Source organism: Flavobacterium sp. IB48 (assembly GCF_016405855.1).
Lineage (GTDB): Bacteria > Bacteroidota > Bacteroidia > Flavobacteriales > Flavobacteriaceae > Flavobacterium > Flavobacterium ginsengisoli.
This window is the reverse complement of the sequence record NZ_JAEFCA010000004.1, coordinates 176,844-199,549: the sequence shown is the minus strand read 5'-3', so window position 1 is coordinate 199,549 and position 22,706 is coordinate 176,844. Positions and strand designations below refer to the sequence as shown.

The following is a 22,706-nucleotide window of genomic DNA, read 5'->3' as shown; positions in this document are numbered from 1 at the left end:
AAATGAAACAAGTTGCTTCCTTTTAAAATGCCCTTTTGTTTTAAGAATATCTAATTTTGAGATATCTACTCCAAATCTTAAGAAACTAAACGCCTCTAAAACATTTTAATTCTGAAATAAATAATAGCCTTATTTTTTCCGATTGCTCTTTCTTATCCAAAAGTTAAAAAAATACCCTCATAAAGATTATTAATTAACAACTTCAATCATGAAAGTCAGTAAACAATTAATTCTGAAAAGTATTTTCACTCTTCTATTTTGCTTTTCGCTAGGTATTTCCTATAAAACACTTGCTCAAGCAGATCCTCAGCAGGTAACCAAAGAAACCTTTAAAGGTAAAATAGCATTAGATGTACGTGATTCAAAAGAAGACTGGGCACCATATTCTCCTAAAAAAGCTCCTGCAGGATCTCCAAACATCTTATTTATTTTATATGATGATACCGGACTTGCTGCTTGGTCGCCTTATGGTGGAGCTATCAATATGCCTACCATGCAAAGACTAGCCGATAACGGAATCACTTATTCACAATGGCATACTACAGCCTTGTGTTCTCCAACAAGATCGACATTGCTAACAGGAAGAAATCATCATCTTAATGGTATGGCAGCGATTACAGAAGCTGCTGCTGGTTTTCCTGGCGGAAGCGGACGACTGCCTAAACAAGTTGCTACAATTGGGCAAATTCTACAAGATAACGGCTGGAGTACTTTCTGGATAGGAAAAGATCATAATGTTCCTGAGCAGGATGTAGCTTCAGGGGGAGATCGAAGCACTTGGCCTTTGCAAATGGGATTTGATCGTTTTTATGGTTTCCTTGGCGGAGAAACCAATCAATGGTATCCAGACTTAGTAGAAGACAACCATTTTGTTGAACCTCCGAAAACTCCAGAAGAAGGCTATCATTTATCTCAGGACTTAGCTGATCATGCATTAGAGTTCCTTAAAGACCAAAAAGCGACAAACCCTTCTAAACCTTGGTACATGTGGTATTGTCCAGGTGCCAATCATGCTCCGCATCAAGCTCCTGAGGAATATATTGCAAAATACAAAGGTAAATTTGATGAAGGTTATGATGCTTACCGCAAATGGGCATTGCCAAGAATGATTGCAAAAGGAGTAATCCCGAAAGGAACTACTTACGCAAATTTCAATCCGCTTCCTCCTGGCGTTGCAAATCCAGGTGACGAAGTATTAGATTGGAATAAATTAAGCGCTGATGAGAAAAAATTATTCTCTAGATTAGCTGAAGTATATGCTGGTTTCTCTGAATATACAGATGCTCAGGTTGGCCGTATAATTGATTATTTAGAGCAAACTGGCCAATTAGAAAATACTGTTGTTATTTATGCTGCCGATAATGGCGCTTCTGGCGAAGGTTCTCCAACAGGATCTGTAAACGAGAATAAATTCTTTAACGGCTATCCTGATGAATTAAAAGAGAACTTAAAATATATTGACAAATTAGGAAGTCCAGACACTTACGAACATTATCCTACTGGTTGGGCTGCTGCATTTTCTACCCCTTTTAAAATGTTCAAAAGATACAGTGAATATGCTGGAGGAACTTGTGATCCTTTAGTGATTTCATGGCCAAAAGGAATAAAAGCGAAAGGAGTTGTTCGTGACCAATTTCATCATTCAACTGATATAGTACCTACAATATTGGACATTTGCGGTCTAGAAATGCCAAAAACATATAGAGGCGTTCCACAATATCCAATATCAGGAGTTTCTATGCGCTACACATTTGATGCCGCTCCGAATACAAAAACACAAAAACATATTCAGTACTTTGCCATGTTAGGAAGCCGCGCTTTATGGAAAGATGGCTGGAAAGCTGTTGCTTTGCATACTCCATTGGTAGGAAAAGGCAACTTTGACAAGGACGAATGGGAATTATACAATACGGATATTGACCGAGCAGAAGTAAATAACTTAGCTAAAAAATATCCGGATAAATTAAAAGAACTAATTAAAGACTGGAATGATGAAGCAGCTAAAAATTTAGTATTGCCTCTTGATGACCGTTCCGCAATCGAAGTTTTAGGAATTGAAAGACCTTCTTCTGAACCACCTCGCGATCTTTATAAATATTATCCTAAAACATCACCTGTCCCAGAAGGAGTTGCTGTGAATGTTCGTGGACGTTCTTATAAAATTTTAGCAGACGTTGACATAAAAGACGCAAATGCTTCAGGAGTACTTTTTGCACATGGTTCTCGTTTTGGAGGTCACACACTATTTGTTAAAGACAAAAAATTAAATTATGTCTACAATTTCTTAGGAATTGCTCCTGAGCAAAAATTCACTTCAAATGTGCCTATTACAACAGGAAAACATGTTTTTGGAATGGAATTCACACGTGAAAAAGCAGGACCAAATGGCGAATCTCTTGGAACAATGAAATTATATATAGACGGAAAAGAAGTAGCATCTGGGCCAATGAGAACACAATCTGGTAAATTTACACTTGCTGGAGATGGACTTTGTGTTGGATTTGACAGCGGTGATTCTGTTAGTAAGGAATATAAAACTCCTGGAACTTTTAAAGGCGGTGAAATTGTAGGCGTAGGCGTTAGTGTTGGAAAAATTGAATATACTGACTTAAACAACGACGCAAAAAGAGCTCTAGGAAGAGACTAAAAAATACAAAAGAGAGGTACGTTCAATTAGAATCAAAGGATTGAACGCACCTCTTTTTTTCATTTTAAGTAAATGTTTCATTAATAGAAAAGCCAAATGTTCTATAAAAGCACTTCTTTAAAACCTTTTTTTCTTTTCTTTTTTTGCTTAATCAGTCTTTTTTCTAAGAAAATTTCTGCACAGGAACATGAGGAAAAAACTTTTAATCCGCATCATCAAATCGGAATTTCCATTAATCATGTTCACGTTTTTGAAGGCCGGGACGAAGAAGGAAATCGTGAAACATTGACTCTTCCTGCATGGGGAATTGATTACACTTATCAATTTCATGAAAAATGGGCAATTGGCCTACATACCGATTTTATTGTTGAGAAATTCAAAGTAGAAAAAGTGTATGAAAGCGGAAATGACAAAGAAACCGTAGAAAGAAGTTATCCTATTGCTCCTGCTCTAATGGGAATTTATAAACCTAATGAGCATTGGAGTTTTCTTTTAGGATTTGGAGGTGAATTTGCCAAAGAAGAAGATTTTTTCCTAACACGTGCCAGAGTTGAATATGGATACGAACTCCCTAAAGGATGGGAAATTTTTGGCACTACAAGCTACGATTTCAAATGGAATGCTTATGACAGCTGGGGAATTGGTTTAGGAATCGCAAAAAACTTTGGAGGAAAATAATTTATACCAACCTATTGATCTTATGTACAGCACAAATAAACCAAATCGCATTTCTAAATATTCCCTCTTAGTTTTTCTTTTACTAATTGGTTTCAAAGGATTTTCGCAGCAAGAAAAGGACACTACCAAACTAATGAATGTTCGTTATGGCAGTAAAGGAATTGAATTAGAAACTCGAGACAAAAAATTTCTATTCCAATTGGCAAGCCGACTTCAATTTCGTTTTTCAACACCAAATGACACAGACCCTTTAACTTATGATGATTATAGTCAAGATGCTAAAACGACTTTTAAAATAAATCGTGCCAGATTAAAAATTGGCGGTCATGCTTTTGAACCTTGGCTTAAATATTACTGGGAGTATGAATTAAGTCAGTCCAATTTATTGGATTTTAGAATTATGATCGAGAAATGGGATTTTCTGAGCTTTAAAGTTGGACAATGGAAAACGGAATTTACGCGAGAACGCTTTATTAGCAGCGGTGAACAGCAAATGGTAGATCGTTCACTAATTAACCGTCCCTTTACTGTAGACCGACAATTAGGAGTTGAAGTTTATGGGCATTTAAAAGGCGCTGGAATTGCAGACTTTAACTATTGGGCCGCAGCTTTGACAGGTACAGGACGAGGAAGCACTGCTAATGACGATAATCATTTAATGTATTTTGGAAGAGCACAATGGAATTTCCTAGGTAGATTTCTTGATTTTGAAGGTTGTGATTTAGAATTTCATGAAAAACCAACTCCAATTATTGCCTTTTCTGCCATTACAAACCGAAGCCCTTACACTCGTTTCTCTCAAGCCGGTGGAGGCTCTCTAGACGGATTTGAAGATGGTTTGCCAGGACAATACAGAGTCAATCAATGGAATTTAGAAAGTGCTTTTATGTATCGAGGTTTTTCTTGGCAGAGCGAATGGCATACCAAAGAAATTATAGACAAATACAATAATAATGATATGACTGTAATGAAAGGCTATTATGTTCAAGCTGGATATTTCTTCCATAATGTTTTTGACTGGTGGCCAAAACATTTAGAAATGGCTGGACGGCATGCCGCCTATAGACCTGATAATTCTATTAGAGAAAATAGACAAGACGAGTCTACATTGGCATTTAATTGGTTTTTCAAAGGACATAAAAACAAACTAACTTCAGAGGTAAGTTATTTTAGTTTTCAAGATAAAACACTTCCTTTACAAGAAGGGTGGCGCTTTAGAATACAATGGGATATTTCATTGTAATTTAAACTTTTAGCTCATTAACACAAATCAAACATTTTTTTTCATAACTTTAAATCACATAAATTATTGAATATGAAAAACATATCCAAAACAGTAAAAAGACCAGCTCTTTTAGCTTTCGTAATCGGAACCCTTTTCTTTATTTCAATTGATAGTTTAGCGCAACGTCATGGAGGCGGAGTTCGCGGAGGAGGAGGAGCACGCGGAGGCGGTGGAGCAACCCATACTAGACAAGCAAGACCTGCAACTCAATCTAGACCAAATGTAACAAGGCCAAGTACAACTAGACCTGCAGCGACGACTAGACCTTCAACAACTAGACCTGGAGCCAACAAATCTGGGACTCAAATTACAAGGCCATCAAATAATTCCAACAGAAATAATACTGCAAACAGAAACAACACAGTAAATAGAAATAATACTGTAAATAAAAACAATGTTGGCAATAGAAACACAAATATTAGTGGCAATACCGTTAATAGAAACAGAAATAATGTAAATATTAATGTTAATAACAGCGTGCATGTTCGTAACAATCGTAATACAGTTGTAAGACCTGGTCCACGACCTTACGTGCGTCCTCCTTATGTATATGGTGGTTATAGATACAATTGCTACCATCCATATTATCCACGTCCTTACCGACCATTTTATTGGGGGCCAGTTTGGCATCCGTGGGGATTTTTTGTAGCTACTTTAGCTGTTACAGCAATTGTTGTTAGTGTAGAAAGCACACAGTACCATTACGATCAGGGAGTTTGGTATACCTCATCCAACGGCGGCTATACGGCAGTTCCTGCACCTGTCGGCGGGACTGTAAACAATATTCCAAGCGGAGCAGAAACCGTAAATACTGGAACCGTAAATAATTACTATTATGGAGGTACCTATTACGAGAAAGATGGAGGCAAATACACTGTTGTAGCTCCTACAGCCGGAACAATAGTTGAGAATTTACCTGAAGGTGGTGAAGAAGTTACTATTGGTGACGCTAAATACGTGAAATTTGGGGAAACGTACTATCAACCTGTACAAGTTGATGGAAAAGACAGGTATGAAGTGGTTCAGGTTGAAAAAGAATAATTAAATTTTATTAATTCTATAAAATTACTATAACTTTAAAAGTTATTTTGCCTAATTTTATGCCCACTATTGACAACCATTATAAGCTCAAAAAATAATAAACCATGAAAAACAAAACCATTTGGATCTTTGCGTTACTCACATTGTCCATTATTTCAATTGCTTACAGTTACACTAAATTCACAAATGATAAAATAGAAAAAACAGTTGCCGAATGTCACGAAACTCCCACTAATCTAGAATCTGAATTTAAACCAACTGTAGAAAATAAATTTAAACCTTCTGAAAAAACACCAAAAGGCATGGTCTGGATTCCTGGTGGCGAGTTCTCAATGGGAACCAATGTTGAAGATGAAAGTTTATGCAGTATTAAAGGCGTGACCAAAGATGCCGCACCTATACACAGAGTGTATGTAGATGGTTATTATATGGATGAAACTGAAGTAACCAACGAAGAATTTGAAAAGTTTGTAAAAGCAACTGGTTATGTTACTGTTGCTGAACAGAAACCAACAAAAGAAGAATTTCCAACCGCAAATGAAGAAGATTTAGTCACTGGTTCTGTTGTCTTTACTCCAACTCCTTCTGCAGTAAATCTAAACAATTTCTTACAGTGGTGGCGTTACGAACCAGGTGCTGATTGGAGACACCCTGAAGGCCCGCAAAGTACCATTATAGGAAAAGAAAAATATCCTGTTGTTCACGTTGTTTACGAAGACGCTGAAGCTTATGCAAAATGGGCAGGAAAAAGACTTCCAACAGAAGCAGAATGGGAGTTTGCTGCACGAGGTGGTAAAACTGGAAATCTTTATGCTTGGGGAAATGATTTAAAACCAAAAGGAAAATTTCAAGCAAATATATACCAAGGACACTTTCCAATTAAAGATGGAGATACTGGAGAAGATGGTTTTAAAGGAATTGCTCCAACAAAACAATACGCTCCAAATGCATACGGCTTGTATGATATTGCAGGAAATGTATGGGAATGGGTACATGATTGGTACAGTGTAGATTACTACAAATCATTAGCAGAAAGCGGAAAAGTAACCAGAAATCCTCAAGGACCAGATGCTTATTATGATCCAAGCGATCCATCTGAAATAAAACGTGTGCATCGTGGTGGTTCATTTTTATGCACCGATCAATATTGCACTAGATACATGGTTGGAACAAGAGGAAAAGGCGAAATTAGATCAGCTGCAAATCACGTTGGTTTTAGATGTGTAAAAAGCAAATAACAAACCTAAAATACCAGAAAGGGATTCAATTTAGAATCCCTTTTTTTATTAATTCAGATATTGAAAGCTAAATTTCTTAGCAGAAAAAATTTTCTATATTTGCTAAAAATTCAAAAAAATGCAACATATCATAGATCGCTTTATCAGTTATGTAACAATTGATACCGAATCGGATCCAAATTCACAAACAACGCCAAGTACGCAGAAACAATGGAATCTTGCCAATAAATTAGTTGACGAACTAAAAGCAATTGGCCTAGAAGATGTAACTATAGATGACAAAGCTTATATCATGGCAACGCTTCCTAGCAATGTTGATCATGAAGTGCCAACAATTGGTTTTGTTTCTCATTTTGACACTTCTCCAGATTTTAGCGGAGCGAATGTAAAACCGCAAATCGTTGAAAACTACGATGGAAAAGATATTATTTTGAATGCTGAGAAAAACATCATTTTATCTCCAGACTACTTTAAAGATTTATTATTATATAAAGGTCAAACCATCATTACAACTGACGGAACGACTTTATTAGGAGCTGATGACAAAGCTGGAATTACAGAAATCGTTTCGGCAATGGAATATCTGATTCAGCATCCTGAAATCAAACACGGAAAAATCAGAATCGGCTTTACTCCAGATGAAGAAATCGGACGTGGCGCACATCATTTTGATGTTGAAAAATTCGGAGCACAATGGGCTTATACTATGGACGGAAGTCAAATTGGTGAATTAGAATATGAAAATTTTAATGCCGCTGGAGCTAAAATCATTTTTAAAGGAAAAAGCGTTCACCCAGGTTATGCTAAAGGAAAAATGATCAATTCTATGCTTTTGGCAAATGATTTTATCAATGAACTTCCGAAAGGCGAAACTCCACAGGAAACTAGAGGTTATGAAGGCTTCTTTCACGTTCACCACATAAAAGGGAATATCGAAGAAACCGTTTTAGAATTAATTATTCGCGATCATAACAGAAAGAAATTCGAAAAAAGAAAAGAATTGATTCATAAATTAGCGAAACAATTCAATAAAAAATTCGCAAAGAAATTTGGCGAAGATATTGTAATTGCCGAAGTAAAAGATCAATACTATAATATGAAAGAAAAAGTTCTTCCTGTAAAATACATTGTAGATATTGCTGAAAAAGCGATGAGAGAATTGAACATCAAACCGATCATTAAACCAATTCGTGGCGGAACTGATGGTTCTCAATTATCATTTATGGGATTACCTTGTCCGAACATTTTTGCAGGCGGACATAATTTCCACGGAAAATACGAATATGTTCCAGCAGAAAGCATTCAAAAAGCTACTGATGTTATTGTGAAAATTGCTGAATTAACAGCAATTCCTGGAATTTTTGATGCACCCGAAAAATCTAAAAGAAAAAGATAAAGTGGAACCGAATTCTGATAAAAAACACGTTTGGGACAAAGTCAATCAATGGGAAGAAGAACTCCTTTTTCTTAAATCAATTATTGACAAAACAGAACTGGTCGAAACCATAAAATGGGGAGGACCTATTTATGTTTACAACAAAAAAAATGTTATCGGAATTGGAGGCTTCAAAAATTATTTTGCCATTTGGTTTTTAAATGGTGTTTTCTTGAAAGATGAAAAAAAGAGACTAATTAACGCTCAAGAAGACAAAACAAAATCGATGCGTCAATGGCGTTTTACTTCTAAAGAGGAAGTAGACGAAAAGGAAGTTTTAGAATACATATACGAAGCGATTGAAAACGAAAAGCAAGGAAAAGTTATTAAACCTTCTAAAAAAGAAGCTATTGTATCTGAACTTTTAGAAAAAGAAATGACTCAAAATCCAGCTTTAAAAGAAGCTTTTGAAAAGTTTTCTCCTTACAAACAATATGAGTTTTTAGAATATATTGAAACAGCTAAACAGGAAAAAACTAAGATTTCTAGAATCGAAAAAGTGATTCCGATGATTTTAGCAAATGTTGGACTGAATGATAAATACAGGTAATTTAATTTTCAATATTTAAATTCCAAATTCCAATCCATACAAAGAAACCTTTGTCAAAGTTTAAAACTTTGATAAAGGTTTTCTTTTTTTGTCATCCTGACGAAGGAAGGATCAAAAGATTCCTTCACAAAGTTTGTCATTTCGAGGAACGAGACCCGAGCGATAGCGAATAGGCGAAGCAAATCTCCGCAAGAGACTCTACAAAGATTTTCCTCCATGCTTTTAGGAGCTATTTGCGAAGATTTCTCGTTCCTCGAAATGACAATACAAGCCAAAAAAAAATCCCAAACTCCTATTTGGAATTTGGGATTTTGAATATTGTAATTTAGAAAATTAAGCTTTCTTATTCAAAGCAGCGCTCAATTCTAAAGAAATAGCAGAACGCTCTAATTTTAATTTTCCAGACATAGTTTCGATTACAACAGTAGTTTCTGCTAATTCAGCGATTTTACCGTGGAAACCACTTTTTGTAACTATTTTGTCGCCTACTTTTAGGCTGCTTTCAAATTCTTTTTCGTTTTTAGCTCTTTTTTGTTGTGGTCTAATCATGAAGAAATAGATTACCACGAACATTAAAAGGAATGGCGCAAATTGAGATAATTGTCCCATAATTTAAATTTGTTTTTGATTTATATTTAATATTCTTTTTTTAGCTCTTCGACTTCGCTCAGAGAGACAAAGCAGTTGGAATTTGGAATTTAAAAATTGATTATTTTAAATCTTACATTAATCCTCTTCCAACTTTTACCATTTTTTTATTGGCAGTAAGTTCCTTAACAAGATTATCTAAAATTCCGTTGATAAAAATACTACTTTTTGGTGTAGAATACTCTTTTGCAATTTCTAAATATTCGTTAAGAGTTACTTTTACTGGAATTGAAGGGAATTTAACAAACTCGCAAATTGCCATTTTTAAGATAATAGTATCAATTTCGGCAATACGATCACTGTCCCAATTTGGCGTTTTATCTTCGTATTCTTTTGCAAAAGCTGTTTCGTTTAGAATTGTTCTTCTAAATAAATCTTTTGCAAAATCTTTGTCTTCAACATCTTTATACAATTTTGGCACTCTAAAATCATCCGGATCTTCCGTTTTAATTGCTTTCAATTGTTTTACAATATGAGTATTTACAACCGGAATATCATCAACCCACGTTAATTTATCATCCTCTAAATACTCGTATAATTTTTCATTAGGAACAATAACATTTTCAAACAAATCAATAATAAATTGTCTGTCTTCTTCAAACGTATTTACGTTATTACTCATGTATTTTTTGTAAATATCGCTTGCTTTAACATCATTTAAAAGCAAAATGATATAATCGTCGTTTAAAGACCAGTTATTGATTTTACGATTTTCTAAAGCGATACTAAGAGAATTGCTTTCGGCAAGAAGTTGAAAAATTTTGTTTTTAATAAATTTTTCATTTGGATTACGTTCTGCTGCAGTAGCAAGGTGTTTTTTACTAGAAAGATGTAAATAGACAGCTTCTTTTTTACAAATTTCTATCAATGAAGAAAGCATTATAAGGTATAAGTCCTGAATATTATCAATGCTATAAAAAAGGAATTTCTCCTCTTTTTCCATGTTATCAGAACCGCTTTGATGCATTGCATAAATGGATTGCATTACTTTAACGCGTATGTGTCTTCTATTTACCACCGTGTAAGAACATTTAAAAATTAGTCTGCAAAAGTAAAACTTTTGATGCGTATTTTAAAATTAATTCGCAAAAAAGTGACAGTTTTTGGTCTCATTTTTATTTAGTTCTCAGTTCCAATCACAGTTTTCAGCATTAAGCAAAAACAAAAAGTCTCAGTTTCCAGTAGATCTGAAAACTGAGACTGAGACTGTAAACTTAAAAATTACTTAGAAGCGTTCTCGATTCTTCTTTGATCGATACGATTTTGAGCAATTGTAAGCGCCGCTTTATGAGTTGTAATATTATTTTTAGCAGCGAAATCTATAATTTCTAAAGTTGTATTGTAGATATTTTCTGTTTTAGTCATGATTTCAGCTTTACCATAGTTAGCTAATTCAGCATAAACATTGATAATTCCACCAGCGTTGATTAAGAAATCTGGAGCATATAAAATTCCTCTTTCTTGTAATCTCGCACCATGAACATTCTCATCTGCTAATTGATTATTTGCAGCACCTGCAATAACTTTAGCTTTAATTTTATCTACTGTATTATCATTAATTGTTGCTCCCATCGCACATGGCGCATAGATATCAACATCTGCAGTATACAAATCTTCACCAGTATAAATTGCAGCATTATATTTTGAAGCTACTTGATATAATTTTTCTTCATTAATATCAGTAATAGTCACCTGTGCTCCTTCTTTAGTCAAATAATCAACCAAAGTTTCACCGACGTGTCCAATTCCTTGTACCAAAACTTTTTTACCATCCAAAACATCAGTTCCAAACTGACTTTTAGCAGCCGCTTTCATACCAAGATAAACTCCGTAAGCAGTTACAGGCGAAGGATTTCCAGAACCACCTCTTTCTTCAGAAATACCCGTAACATAAGGCGTTACATCTCTTACAGTGTCCATGTCTTTAGTTTCCATTCCGACATCTTCTGCAGTGATATATCTTCCGCTTAAAGAGTGAACGAATTCACCAAACTTACGCATTAACTCAGGAGTTTTTTGTGTTTTAGCATCACCAATAATTACTGCTTTACCTCCACCAATATTAAGTCCAGTAATGGCAGATTTAAACGTCATACCTCTCGAAAGACGTAAAACATCATTTAAAGCTTCCCATTCTGTGTTATAATTCCACATTCTGGTTCCTCCCAAAGCTGGTCCCATAACCGAATTATGAATACCAATAATTGCTTTTAAACCTGTATCTTTGTCATTGCAAAATACAATTTGTTCGTGATCGTCAAAAGATAACTGTCCAAAAACAGGATCCATTTTTTGAAGTTCCTTTCCAGTTGCGAAAGTTGCATCCATAGCGCTAGTATTAATTAGGTTAAAATTATGAATTCGTCAAAAAGACTTCTCAAACATAATTAAAAAATACATATGTGCTAATTTTTTATCTTTAAAATAACAATTTTACAATATAATTGTTTTGATTAAATCGCAGATTATTATAATTTTATTTAATAATAATTCTTAAATACAAATCAATTCAATATTAGATTTCTTAAAAAAATGAAAGAATTAAGCTATTTAAATAAATATTTCATCAAATATAAATATAGTTTTTCAGCAGGTATTTTAATAACCATAATCGCACAAATATTTTCTTTATTTACTCCAAAGCTCATCAGTAAATCTTTGAATGCTATTGAAAACTTTGACAAACTTTCTGTTGCTGAACAAAAATCGGAGATAGTAATCGCAACTTTTCGTCAGGACCTCATTCATAATGTACTGCTAATCATAGGAACTACGATTGTTGCTGGATTTTTGACATTTTTAATGCGCCAGACTTTAATTGTTATGTCGCGCCATATTGAGTTTGATTTAAAAAATGAAGTTTTCAGACAATATGAGAATCTTTCTCAGAACTTTTATAAACAAAATAGAACTGGCGACTTAATGAATCGCATTAGCGAAGACGTTTCTAAAGTTCGCATGTATGTTGGGCCAGCTGTAATGTATACTATTAATACAGCTATTCGTTTTGCGATCGTTATAATATATATGTATAATGTATCGCCGTTGCTTACTTTATATACGATATTACCATTGCCAATTCTTTCGTATTGTATTTTTAAGCTAAGTTCTGAAATCAATAAACGAAGCACCACTTTTCAGCAATATCTTTCTAAAGTCTCGAGTTTTACTCAGGAAATTTTTTCGGGAATTCGAGTTATAAAAGCGTATTCTTTAGAGAATCAGCACCAAAATAACATGGTTGATTTGGCTGAAGAAAGCAAACGCAAAAGCTTAAGTCTGGCAAGAGTCCAGTCTTTATTCGGTCCGTTGATGATTGCCCTTATCGGAATCAGTAACTTGGTTGTAATTTATTTTGGAGGTGTAATGTATATTAATGGCAGCATTCCAAATATCGGAACCATTGCCGAGTTTATATTATATGTAAACATGCTAACTTGGCCAGTTGCTTCTTTGGGCTGGGTTTCTTCGATGGTTCAGGAAGCAGAAGCTTCTCAAAAACGTTTGAACGAATTTTTGAAAATTGAACCAGAAATTAAAAACAACAACGAAAACCCATCTGATATCGAAGGAAATATTACTTTCAATAATGTTTCTTTTACCTATCAAGACACCAATATTGAAGCATTAAAAAATGTTTCATTTACAGTAAAAAAAGGAGAGACTTTAGCCATTTTAGGAAAAACGGGTTCTGGAAAATCAACCATCCTTTCTTTGATTTCAAGACTTTATGACACTACACAAGGTGAGATTAAAATTGATGAAAACGAAATCAGTACTTTAAACTTAAATGATCTTCGAAATAATATAGGAATCGTTCCTCAAGATGCTTTCTTGTTTTCGGATACTATTAAAAACAATATCAAATTCGGAAATCAAAACGCAACGGATGAAGAGGTAATCGAAGCTGCTAAAAATGCTGTTGTTCACGACAATATTATAGCATTTAACAAACAGTACGACACCGTTTTAGGAGAAAGAGGAATCACACTTTCGGGCGGACAAAAACAGCGTGTTTCTATTGCAAGAGCCATTATCAAAAATCCAGCAATCTTACTTTTTGACGATTGTTTATCTGCGGTTGATACTGAAACAGAAGAGTTGATTTTGAATAATTTATTTGAGATTTCTAAAGATAAAACAACCATAATTGTAAGTCATCGAGTATCATCTGCCAAGAATGCAGATAAAATTATTATACTCGAAGACGGTAAGATAATTCAACAAGGCTCTCATAATCAATTAATAAATCAGGAAGGTTATTATGCATCGTTATATTTAAAACAACTTTCGGAAAAAGAATTACTTTAATTGTTGCGTAATAGATAATTTTTTATGATTTTTGAGTACTATTAATTCCAAAAATGATAGAACGTATTATGAGAGAAAATGACATGTTAGAAAAAGAAGAGATTTTTTCTAAAGTATTACGAGCAGGAAGAAGAACTTATTTCTTTGATGTGAGAGCTACCAAAGCTGATGATTATTACATTACTATTACCGAAAGCAAAAAGTTTACTGAGGAAGATGGTTCTTTTCACTTCAAAAAACACAAAATTTACTTATACAAAGAAGATTTTAGTGCTTTCGCCGAAATATTAGAGGAAATGACTTCTTATGTTTTGAACCACAAAGGCGAAGAAGTAATTTCTGAAAGACATCAAAAAGATTTTAAGAAAGAATACAGTTCTGAAAAAACTGAAAGCCAAAGATCTAGCTTCACAGATATCGATTTTGACGATATTTAATCAAAATCATCTATATAAAGTAGGAGTCCAATTTGTTCTGCATTTTGGACTTTTTTTATATATTTATATTTGAGATGTGAATTGTAAAATGTGAGACGTACGATTCAAGCATCTTAAACTTCTAACTTTTTCACAAATTACACTTTACTATTAACTCACAAAAAATGAAAAAACTAATTCTTCTTTTAAGTTTCGTTTTCTTTGGAATTTCCATTTCCGCACAGAATACAGAATATGAAACGAAAAACAACATTCAATATTATAACGCTGCTACAAATAAATCGGATAAATATATCAGCGAAAGATGTGTTTTAGATATTTATTACCCAAAAAACAAAACTGGTTTTGCAACAATCGTTTGGTTTCATGGTGGCGGATTAACTGGCGGAAATAAAGAAATCCCAGAAGCTTTAAAAAATAAAGGCTTTGCTATTATTGGTGTAAACTACAGATTATCGCCAAAAGCAAAAGCTGAAAAAGCTATTGAAGATGCAGCTGCGGCAGTAGCTTGGGCATTTAATAATATTTCAAATTACGGAGGAGATAAATCTCAAATTTTTGTTTCTGGGCATTCTGCTGGTGGATATTTAGCTTTAATGATAGGGCTTAATAAAAAATACCTTCAAAAAGAAAATATTGATGCAAATCAAATTGCTGGATTAATTCCTTTTAGCGGACAATGTATTACACATTTCGAAATCAGAAGAGAAAACGGAATTCCAGAAAAACAGCCAACAATTGACGAATTTGCTCCTTTATATCACGTTCGCGCCGATGCTCCACCATTATTATTAATTACTGGAGATCGCGAACTTGAAATGTTGGGACGTTATGAAGAAAACGCATACATGGCTAGAATGATGAAGTTGGTTGGTCACACACAAACTAAATTATATGAATTAGACGGTTATGGTCACGGAATGACAGAACCTGGTTTCCCTCTTTTAGTAAATGAAGTAAACCGAATTTTAAAAGAACGCAAAAAATAATCACTAAATAAAATTCCACGGCAATGGAGACACAACTATTAATCATACCAGGACTTGGAGATTCTGGAGAAAAACACTGGCAAACTTTTTGGCATAAAAAATTCGGAAATTCCATTCGCGTTGTACAAGACAACTGGGACGAACCTATTCGCGAAGAATGGCTTGAAAGATTAAATGAGAATATTTCAAAACTTAACAAACCAACTATTTTAGTAGCGCATAGTTTGGCAGTTTCGTTGGTTCTGCATTGGGCAGAAAAATATAATAATTCAAATATAATTGGCGCTTTTCTGGTTGCACCTGCTGATGTAGATTCACCTCAACACACACCAGAATGCACGAGAAACTTCTCGCCTATTCCGCTTTATAAATTACCTTTTCCGTCTGTAGTCGTTGCTAGCGAAAATGATCCTTACGCTTCTTTTGAAAGAAAAAAACTCTTCGCTGAAAAATGGGGAAGTGATTTTGTAAACATCGGACAGCAAGGTCACATCAATTCTGATTCTGATTTAAAATATTGGGAGGAAGGACAGGAGATACTACAGAAGTTAATTAAAAAGACAAACCTTTAATTTAACCGCAAAGAGCGCAAAGATCTACGCAAAGAACGCAAGCTTTATGCGAAGTTTTTATCAATTAAAGTTCGCAAAGCTTTGCGCTATTAACTTTGCGAACCTTGCGTAAAGCTTTGCGAACTTTGCGGTTAGAACTATCCAATACGTAGTCCATTAGGAATCTTGAAATCGGGAGCCAATAAAATCACGTCTCCCTCCTCGCCTACAGCACCAAGCACCAAACATTCACTCATAAACTTTCCGATTTGTTTTCTTGGAAAATTTACAACCGCAACAATTTGACGATTTACTAAATCTTCTTTCTGATATCTTTTAGTAATTTGTGCAGATGACTTTCTAATTCCTATTTCCGAGCCAAAATCTATTGTTAGCTGAAAAGCCGGTTTTCTGGCTCCAGGAAAATCATTTACTTCTATAATAGTTCCAACACGCATGTCGGTTCTTTCAAATTCATTCCAAGTTAAATCCATTTTAATTTCTTTTAATTACAAACCTATAAATTTTGTAATTAATGAGCCTAATTCTATAACCCATTTCTTTTTCTTTAAATCTAATTTTACGAGAAGAAAAAATGAAAATACTCACGTAAAAAGATATAACATGGAACATACTGAACCAAATGCATGCATGTCAATCAAAGATTTTGAATCTAATTTAAAACAGGTTCATACTGATAAATATATAGAAACTGCACAAAACGTAAGGCTGTACGTTAAGGATTATGGTCAAGGAAAACCTGTTATCCTGATTCACGGCTGGCCTCTTTCTAATGAAATGTGGGAATATCAAATAGACCATTTAGTACAAAATAATTATCGTGTTATTGCATATGATCGTCGCGGATTCGGAAAATCTTCTCAGCCTTGGGACGGCTACGATTACGACACTTTAACAGATGATCTTAAGGAAATTATCGAACAATTAGAGTTAGAAAATGTAACACTTGTTGGTTTCTCAATGGGCGGTGGCGAAGTAGTTCGTTATTTTAGCCGTCATGGCGGAAAAGGCGTAACCAAAGCTGCTTTGATTTCTTCAATTATTCCTTTTCTTCTAAAAACCCATGATAATCCTGACGGTCATCCAAAAGAAAAAAGCGATAATACGGCAATGGCAATCAAAGAAGATCGAATCGGATTTATTGATAATTTTGGAAAAACGTTTTTTGGCGTTAATATTATCAACAAACCTTTAAGTACACCTTTACTAGAATATTACAGAAATTTATGTTCTGTAGCTTCTCCAAGAGCTACTTTAAAATGTGCTGAATCTTTCTCTTATACTGATTTTAGAGATGAAATAGATTTCATTAAAGTTCCAACTTTAATTATTCACGGAGACGACGATAAAATTGTACCAATTGATCTTACTTCAAGAAAAGCGGCAAAATCTATAGCAAACAATACTTATATCGAATATGAAGGTGCGCCACACGGACTTTTTTATACGGATAGAGAAAAGCTAAATGAAGATTTATTGGATTTTTTGAATTCATAAAAACTTAAAAAAGTATCCAAAGAAGCAAGCTGTTGCAGCTAACTGCTTTCTTTGGATATTTTTATTCTTGTGCTCTTTTATTTACAGAATTTTAAAGCTATTTTTGAAATTCAAATTTCAAATAAAATGGCACGAACAGAATCAACAATGCTTCCATTAGGAACAATTGCTCCTGATTTTTATTTAAAAGACACCAATTCTAATGATACTTTTTCTTTTAAAGACTTAAAAGGTTCAAAAGGAACTTTGGTGATGTTTATCTGCAACCATTGTCCGTTTGTGCATCATGTTATTAAAGAAGTGGTAATGATTGCCAACGATTACCGCGTGCAGGGACTTGGAGTAATCGCTATTTCGAGTAATGATGCTGTAAAATATCCGCAAGACGGACCAGAATTAATGGCTGACTTTGCAATGGAAAACAAAATTGATTTTCCTTATCTGTATGATGAGAGCCAAGAAACAGCAAAAGCATATCAGGCGGCTTGCACTCCGGACTTTTATTTATTTGACAATCAAGACAAATTATTCTATCGCGGACAATTGGACGATTCAAGACCTGGCAACGGAATTCCTCTTAGCGGAAGCGATCTTAGAGGTGCCATAGATGCCTTAATATACAACCGAAGTTTGAAAGAACCACAGAAGCCAAGTCTTGGTTGTGGCATAAAATGGAAGTAAATACGCACTAAATCCAAAAAGATTACGTATCTTTGCCGTTCAATTTAACATCCTTATGGGAAATACAACACTACTTACAGCCTCTATAAAGTCGTTTTGCATTGCAAAACCGCTTCCTGCTGTAATTATTTCGCATAATAAGGCCTTTATTTTTTAGGCCTCCGTCTACTTCACTTTTTCTTCTTTTTGACGGAGGATTTACATCAGCTTAAGCATTCACTTATTTGACAAAAATCATTTTTTGATCAGATATTTTTTTGTTTTTCAGATTAAACATTTCGATTCTGTCTTTTTTAAGACTCTGAAATTTTTCGTTTGTAAATTGTTCTAAGAAGAAAAAATCATTTAAAATTTTATAACAATAAATTCAATATAGATATGAAACCAACACCCACTTTCTGTAAATCAGATTATCAATTTTTAAGAGAATTGATTTTAAAAAGTAAAAACTCAACAAATACTAAAGAAGCCAATCAGCTTTCGCAAGAATTAGATCGCGCTGTAATTAGTAAAGAAAGCGAATTGGATAGTTCGGTAATTCGAATTAATTCACTTGTAACGATAGAAGATGTAAAGGCCAAGAAACAAATGAAAATTCAAATCGTTTTACCTTCTGCAGCAGACGTAAAACAATCTAAAATATCAATTCTAGCACCTTTAAGTGTTGCTATTATTGGTTTTAAAGAAAATGACGAAGTGGATTGGGAATTACCTGCTGGCATCAAAACTTTAAAAGTAATAGCTGTAGACAATTCGGCTGTACATCATTCTTAAATTTTAAAACACCTCATTCTGTGACGGTGTTTTTTTATATCTATTTGAAAATAAAAAAACTGTTCAAATGAACAGTTTTTTTATACCTCTTTTTAAAATTCAAATTACAATTGCGAATCAATATAATTCGTAATCGAAGCCATCTGAGTATCATCTAACTTCGCTTTCTTACCCATTTTTACCAAAATCGGTGTCCATTCTTCTTTTGTAAACTTTTTCGGTTCAAACAATTTATGGCATTTTGCACAATTGTTTTCATACAAACTTTTACCTGCTTCTAATTCAGGTGTTAAAGCTACCGCTTTTGTGGTTTCGTTAGCTGATGCTACTGGAGCTGCTTTCTTACTTCCGCAAGAAACCATAAATAATGCAAGTCCTGCAAGGATTAATATATTTTTCATTGGCTTTGTTTTTTTAGTAAATATAAAAAAATCCCATATGCAGTAACATATGGGATTTCTATTTATAACAATACTAAATTGCTAATGAAGTCTTATTTTACGTCCATTAATTCAACATCGAAAATTAAAGTAGCGTTTGGTGGAATAACTCCTCCTGCTCCAGATGGTCCGTAAGCTAAATCAGATGGAATTACAAAACGAGCTTTGTCACCAACTTGCAATAAAGCAATACCTTCGTCCCATCCTTCAATAACTTGTCCAATTCCTAATTTGAATTCGATTGGTTTTTTACGTGGGTAAGAAGAATCAAAAACTTTTCCGTTTTCTAAAGAACCTTCGTAGTGAACAGAAACTGTTTTTCCCGCTTCAGCTCTTTTTCCTTCACCTTTTTGAATCATTTTATAACGTAAACCACTTTCTGTTTTATCAAAACCAGCAGCTAATTGTTCCATTTTTGCTTCAGATTCTGCTTTTAAAGCTGCTTCTCTTTTTAGACGAGCACCTTTTAAACCAATAAAAGCTTCAATAGCATTCCATTTTTGAGCTTCATCACCAACTCTGATAATTTCTACAGACTCTAAATTATCACCTTGAGCAACAGCATCAACAATATCTTGTCCCTCAACAACATATCCAAAAACACTGTGTTTTCCGTCTAACCAAGGAGTTGGAACGTGAGTGATAAAAAATTGAGAACCATTACTTCCAGGACCAGAGTTTGCCATAGATAAAACTCCTGGACGATCGTGTTTTAAAGTTGGGTGAAATTCATCATCAAATTTATAACCTGGATCTCCAGTTCCGGTTCCTTTTGGGCAACCACCTTGAATCATGAAATCTGCAATTACTCTGTGAAAAGTTAATCCATCATAGAATTTTTGTCCTTGAGGTTTCACTTTATTTTCCATATTTCCTTCTGCAAGCGCAACAAAGTTACCTACAGTTCCTGGTGTCAAATCGTGTGTCAATTTTACTAAAATTGAACCTTTGCTAGTATTAAATTTAGCGTATATTCCGTTTTCCATGTTATTTTTTTAAATTTGAACGCAAATTTACAAATTAATTTCTTAATCAATTTGCGCTTTCGCTTTTTTAGATTTTGATTTATAAGTAAGTCCGTAAATCGTTAATGATATTAAAGATAGAGCCATACAACCAATAGTTACAGCAGGCCATCCGCCCAATTTCCATAACAATAAACCGTACGCAGATCCGGCAGCTGTCCCTAGAAAAGTAAGCGACATAAATACCGTATTTAATCTGTTTCTAGCTTCTGGCAATAACGAATATACTCGCGTTTGATTTGAAATGTGAACGCCTTGAATTCCAATATCAATAAATACAATTCCGATTGCAATTCCGATTACACTTTCGATCGCAAAATAAAAAGTTAAAAAACTGATTAAAATCAATAAACAGCCATAACCAACTGCAATTCTCGAGTTTCCTTTATCTCCCAGTTTTCCAACCAAAGGCGCTGCTAAAGCCCCAGAAGCTCCAACAATTCCGAACAAACCGATTGTCGCACTATTGAAATGAAATGGTTCTCCCGAAAGCAATAAAACCATTGTAGTCCAGAAAGCTCCAAATTGAGCAAAACAAAAAACATTGATTGCTGTTGCCTCACGTAAAACAGGTTGTGTTTTTATGAGTGTAAATAAAGACTTGATTAATTGACCATAAGTCCCTTGAAACTGTGGTTTGTTCTGCGGAAATTTACTTTGAATTACAAAAAAGATCAAAAGACAAATTCCTGCTGCGATATAAAACATTGATCTCCAGCCTAAAACTTGACCAATAAACCCACTTAATGTTCGCGAAAGCAAAATCCCTACTAAAAGTCCGCTCATAATAGTTCCTACAACCTTTCCTCGTTCTTCAGGCGCGCTCAAAGAAGCGGCTAAAGGAAGAATAAGCTGCGGTACGATGGATGTGATTCCGATTAACAGGGAAGCAATTTGTAAAATAAGAAAACTTTGTGCTGTTGCTGCAATTAACAAAGCAATTACAGTAGCAAAAGTGGTCATTAAAATTTGCTTTTTTCGTTCTAATTTATCGCCAAGAGGCACCATAAAAAACAGTCCGATTGCATAACCTGCTTGAGTTAGATAGGTTATTGTTCCGGCGCTGGCTTCAGGAATTTTAAATTCGTTGGCAATTAAAACAATCAAAGGCTGGCAGTAATAAAGATTTGCAACTATAAGACCAGTGCAAACTGCCATAAACAGTACATTAGTTTTTGATAAATTCATGCTGCAAAAATACCATCAATATTTAATCTAAACTTATATTTTAAGTTATTTTTATAATAAAATCTGCGTAAATCTGTGTCTTTGCAATAGCGAATTCGTTTAATCTGTAGCTGTTTCTAGAACGCGGATAACACAGATTTGCTATCGCAAAAAAACGAATATCAACTGATTTTCCTTATTGAATTTACTTCAAAAAGTCTTCTCTTGCAGGACCAAAAACGTCAGTTAGCATTCCTGTTTCCAAACAAACAACTCCATGAATTGCGTGCGGCGGAATATAAAAACTATCGCCTTCTTTTAATGTTTCTGTTACGCCATTTATTGTAACATCAAACTTCCCGCTCGCTACATATGTAACCTGAGTATGATAATGCTCATGCAAGATGCCTATTCCTCCTTTTTCAAAATGCACATTTACAAGCATCACTCTTTCGTCAAAAGCTAAAATTTTACGTTTGATGCCTTCTCCAACTACTTCCCACTCGATCTCGTCGCCTTTTATAAATTCTTTGCTTGTTCCTAAACTCATAATCTTTTATTTTTATTGAATGTTTTTAAGGTCTTTTTCCATTAACTCAAAACCGCTGGTTAATTTGTTGTCCTTAAAGTATTTTTCCAGTTCTTTTAACCTTTTTACGTTATCGTACTTAAGTCCCGAATTTAGTTTTCTCTGACAATTTGAACATAATCTCAATGTATGTTCATCTGTTTCAGATAAACTATTTGTCCCATTCATTGCACAATTAGCATCAATACAATGGTGAAGTCCAAACATATGTCCAATTTCATGAGAACAAATTTTTAATAACCTTTCTAGACACAAGTTAAAATCTTTATTCTGCAACCTTTCATCATGCAATCTATAAATTGAACTTACTGCAATTCTATCTCTATAAGACGCTAAACCAAAAACAAAACTCCACTCTGGTTTTGGATATAAATCTACTTCGGTCAACGCCATTAATCCAATTCCTTTTTGAGGCTTTTCTTTCTTTAAAACACTATCCAAAATAAATCCTGCTAGAAATTGTTCATTTTGATCTGGACCAATTCTTCTAGCATGTTTCGGAATAATATCATTTGAAACATCTTTTAAAGTTTCGGTTTTTAACTGAAAAAATATTTCTAGATATTCCCTAGTCAATTCAATCTGCTTAACCTGCAACGAATTAAATTTGCCTATTGGCTGCAAATAAATAATGTTATTCTCTTTTGTGGGAACTAAATGTTTTGAATTAATAAATTGCTCAAAAGTCTGCCCTTTTTCTCT

General features: G+C 34.2%; 23 protein-coding genes. 14 read left to right on the top strand and 9 right to left on the bottom strand.

What is annotated here, in order from left to right; genetic code table 11:
* Positions 1-208: 208 nt before the first annotated feature.
* From JC605_RS14365 to JC605_RS14335, 7 genes are all read left to right on the top strand, one after another.
* The gene (locus JC605_RS14365; RefSeq protein ID WP_198856852.1) at positions 209-2,647 is read left to right on the top strand and encodes an arylsulfatase; all 2,439 of its coding nucleotides are present in this window, start codon (positions 209-211) and stop codon (positions 2,645-2,647) included.
* 96 nt (positions 2,648-2,743) lie between these two features.
* Positions 2,744-3,325: a hypothetical protein gene (locus JC605_RS14360; protein WP_198856851.1), complete on the top strand. Its 582-nt coding sequence runs from the start codon at positions 2,744-2,746 to the stop codon at positions 3,323-3,325.
* Positions 3,326-3,347: 22 nt separating this feature from the next.
* Positions 3,348-4,568 (top strand): OprO/OprP family phosphate-selective porin, encoded by a 1,221-nt coding sequence (locus JC605_RS14355; RefSeq protein WP_198856850.1) that lies wholly within the window; start codon positions 3,348-3,350, stop codon positions 4,566-4,568.
* Positions 4,569-4,640: 72 nt separating this feature from the next.
* Positions 4,641-5,651 carry a DUF6515 family protein gene (locus JC605_RS14350; RefSeq protein WP_198856849.1) on the top strand — a complete coding sequence of 337 codons (1,011 nt, stop codon included), beginning with the start codon at positions 4,641-4,643 and terminating at the stop codon, positions 5,649-5,651.
* A 104-nt stretch (positions 5,652-5,755) separates the two neighbouring features.
* Positions 5,756-6,889 (top strand): formylglycine-generating enzyme family protein, encoded by a 1,134-nt coding sequence (locus tag JC605_RS14345; RefSeq protein ID WP_198856848.1) that lies wholly within the window; start codon positions 5,756-5,758, stop codon positions 6,887-6,889.
* Positions 6,890-7,007: 118 nt separating this feature from the next.
* Positions 7,008-8,285 (top strand): peptidase T, encoded by a 1,278-nt coding sequence (gene pepT / locus JC605_RS14340; RefSeq protein ID WP_198856847.1) that lies wholly within the window; start codon positions 7,008-7,010, stop codon positions 8,283-8,285.
* A 1-nt stretch (position 8,286) separates the two neighbouring features.
* Entirely contained in the window at positions 8,287-8,874 is a 588-nt protein-coding gene (locus JC605_RS14335; RefSeq protein ID WP_198856846.1) for a YdeI family protein, read from the top strand.
* Between the two features lie 333 nt (positions 8,875-9,207).
* On the opposite strand, the gene yajC is transcribed toward JC605_RS14335, so the two are convergent.
* From yajC to JC605_RS14320, 3 genes are all read right to left on the bottom strand, one after another.
* On the bottom strand, positions 9,208-9,483 hold the full coding sequence (gene yajC / locus JC605_RS14330; RefSeq protein WP_012024270.1) for a preprotein translocase subunit YajC: 276 nt from the start codon (positions 9,481-9,483) through the stop codon (positions 9,208-9,210).
* A 112-nt stretch (positions 9,484-9,595) separates the two neighbouring features.
* Entirely contained in the window at positions 9,596-10,507 is a 912-nt protein-coding gene (gene nusB, locus JC605_RS14325) for a transcription antitermination factor NusB (protein WP_198856845.1), read from the bottom strand.
* Positions 10,508-10,743: 236 nt separating this feature from the next.
* Positions 10,744-11,850, bottom strand: coding sequence for a Glu/Leu/Phe/Val dehydrogenase (locus tag JC605_RS14320; RefSeq protein WP_305069445.1), 1,107 nt, complete (start codon positions 11,848-11,850; stop codon positions 10,744-10,746).
* A 204-nt stretch (positions 11,851-12,054) separates the two neighbouring features.
* Between JC605_RS14320 and JC605_RS14315 the strand changes: the two genes are divergently transcribed.
* From JC605_RS14315 to JC605_RS14300, 4 genes are all read left to right on the top strand, one after another.
* Positions 12,055-13,833 (top strand): ABC transporter ATP-binding protein, encoded by a 1,779-nt coding sequence (locus tag JC605_RS14315; protein WP_198856844.1) that lies wholly within the window; start codon positions 12,055-12,057, stop codon positions 13,831-13,833.
* A gap of 68 nt (positions 13,834-13,901) precedes the next feature.
* Positions 13,902-14,270, top strand: coding sequence for a PUR family DNA/RNA-binding protein (locus tag JC605_RS14310; RefSeq protein ID WP_095931384.1), 369 nt, complete (start codon positions 13,902-13,904; stop codon positions 14,268-14,270).
* A gap of 164 nt (positions 14,271-14,434) precedes the next feature.
* Positions 14,435-15,259, top strand: coding sequence for an alpha/beta hydrolase (locus tag JC605_RS14305; RefSeq protein WP_198856843.1), 825 nt, complete (start codon positions 14,435-14,437; stop codon positions 15,257-15,259).
* Positions 15,260-15,282: 23 nt separating this feature from the next.
* Complete coding sequence (locus JC605_RS14300) at positions 15,283-15,831, top strand: alpha/beta hydrolase (protein ID WP_198856842.1); 549 nt, start codon at positions 15,283-15,285, stop codon at positions 15,829-15,831.
* Between the two features lie 137 nt (positions 15,832-15,968).
* On the opposite strand, the gene JC605_RS14295 is transcribed toward JC605_RS14300, so the two are convergent.
* Positions 15,969-16,304, bottom strand: a complete 336-nt coding sequence (locus JC605_RS14295) for a tRNA-binding protein (protein ID WP_198856841.1) — start codon at positions 16,302-16,304, stop codon at positions 15,969-15,971.
* A 130-nt stretch (positions 16,305-16,434) separates the two neighbouring features.
* Between JC605_RS14295 and JC605_RS14290 the strand changes: the two genes are divergently transcribed.
* The 3 genes from JC605_RS14290 (at position 16,435) to JC605_RS14280 (ending at position 18,783) form a co-directional block, all read left to right on the top strand.
* On the top strand, positions 16,435-17,328 hold the full coding sequence (locus tag JC605_RS14290; RefSeq protein ID WP_198856840.1) for an alpha/beta fold hydrolase: 894 nt from the start codon (positions 16,435-16,437) through the stop codon (positions 17,326-17,328).
* 126 nt (positions 17,329-17,454) lie between these two features.
* Positions 17,455-18,009, top strand: coding sequence for a thioredoxin family protein (locus JC605_RS14285; protein WP_198856839.1), 555 nt, complete (start codon positions 17,455-17,457; stop codon positions 18,007-18,009).
* 378 nt (positions 18,010-18,387) lie between these two features.
* Positions 18,388-18,783, top strand: coding sequence for a GreA/GreB family elongation factor (locus JC605_RS14280; protein ID WP_198856838.1), 396 nt, complete (start codon positions 18,388-18,390; stop codon positions 18,781-18,783).
* A 104-nt stretch (positions 18,784-18,887) separates the two neighbouring features.
* On the opposite strand, the gene JC605_RS14275 is transcribed toward JC605_RS14280, so the two are convergent.
* From JC605_RS14275 to JC605_RS14255, 5 genes are all read right to left on the bottom strand, one after another.
* On the bottom strand, positions 18,888-19,184 hold the full coding sequence (locus tag JC605_RS14275; protein WP_198856837.1) for a c-type cytochrome: 297 nt from the start codon (positions 19,182-19,184) through the stop codon (positions 18,888-18,890).
* Positions 19,185-19,276: 92 nt separating this feature from the next.
* A complete protein-coding gene (locus JC605_RS14270; protein ID WP_198856836.1) occupies positions 19,277-20,209 on the bottom strand; it encodes a peptidylprolyl isomerase in 933 nt (310 codons plus the stop codon).
* Between the two features lie 42 nt (positions 20,210-20,251).
* Positions 20,252-21,406, bottom strand: a complete 1,155-nt coding sequence (locus JC605_RS14265; RefSeq protein ID WP_233074116.1) for an MFS transporter — start codon at positions 21,404-21,406, stop codon at positions 20,252-20,254.
* A 214-nt stretch (positions 21,407-21,620) separates the two neighbouring features.
* Positions 21,621-21,968, bottom strand: coding sequence for a cupin domain-containing protein (locus JC605_RS14260; RefSeq protein ID WP_198857226.1), 348 nt, complete (start codon positions 21,966-21,968; stop codon positions 21,621-21,623).
* A gap of 9 nt (positions 21,969-21,977) precedes the next feature.
* Positions 21,978-22,628: an archaemetzincin gene (locus tag JC605_RS14255; protein WP_233074114.1), complete on the bottom strand. Its 651-nt coding sequence runs from the start codon at positions 22,626-22,628 to the stop codon at positions 21,978-21,980.
* Between the last annotated feature and the right edge of the window lie 78 nt (positions 22,629-22,706).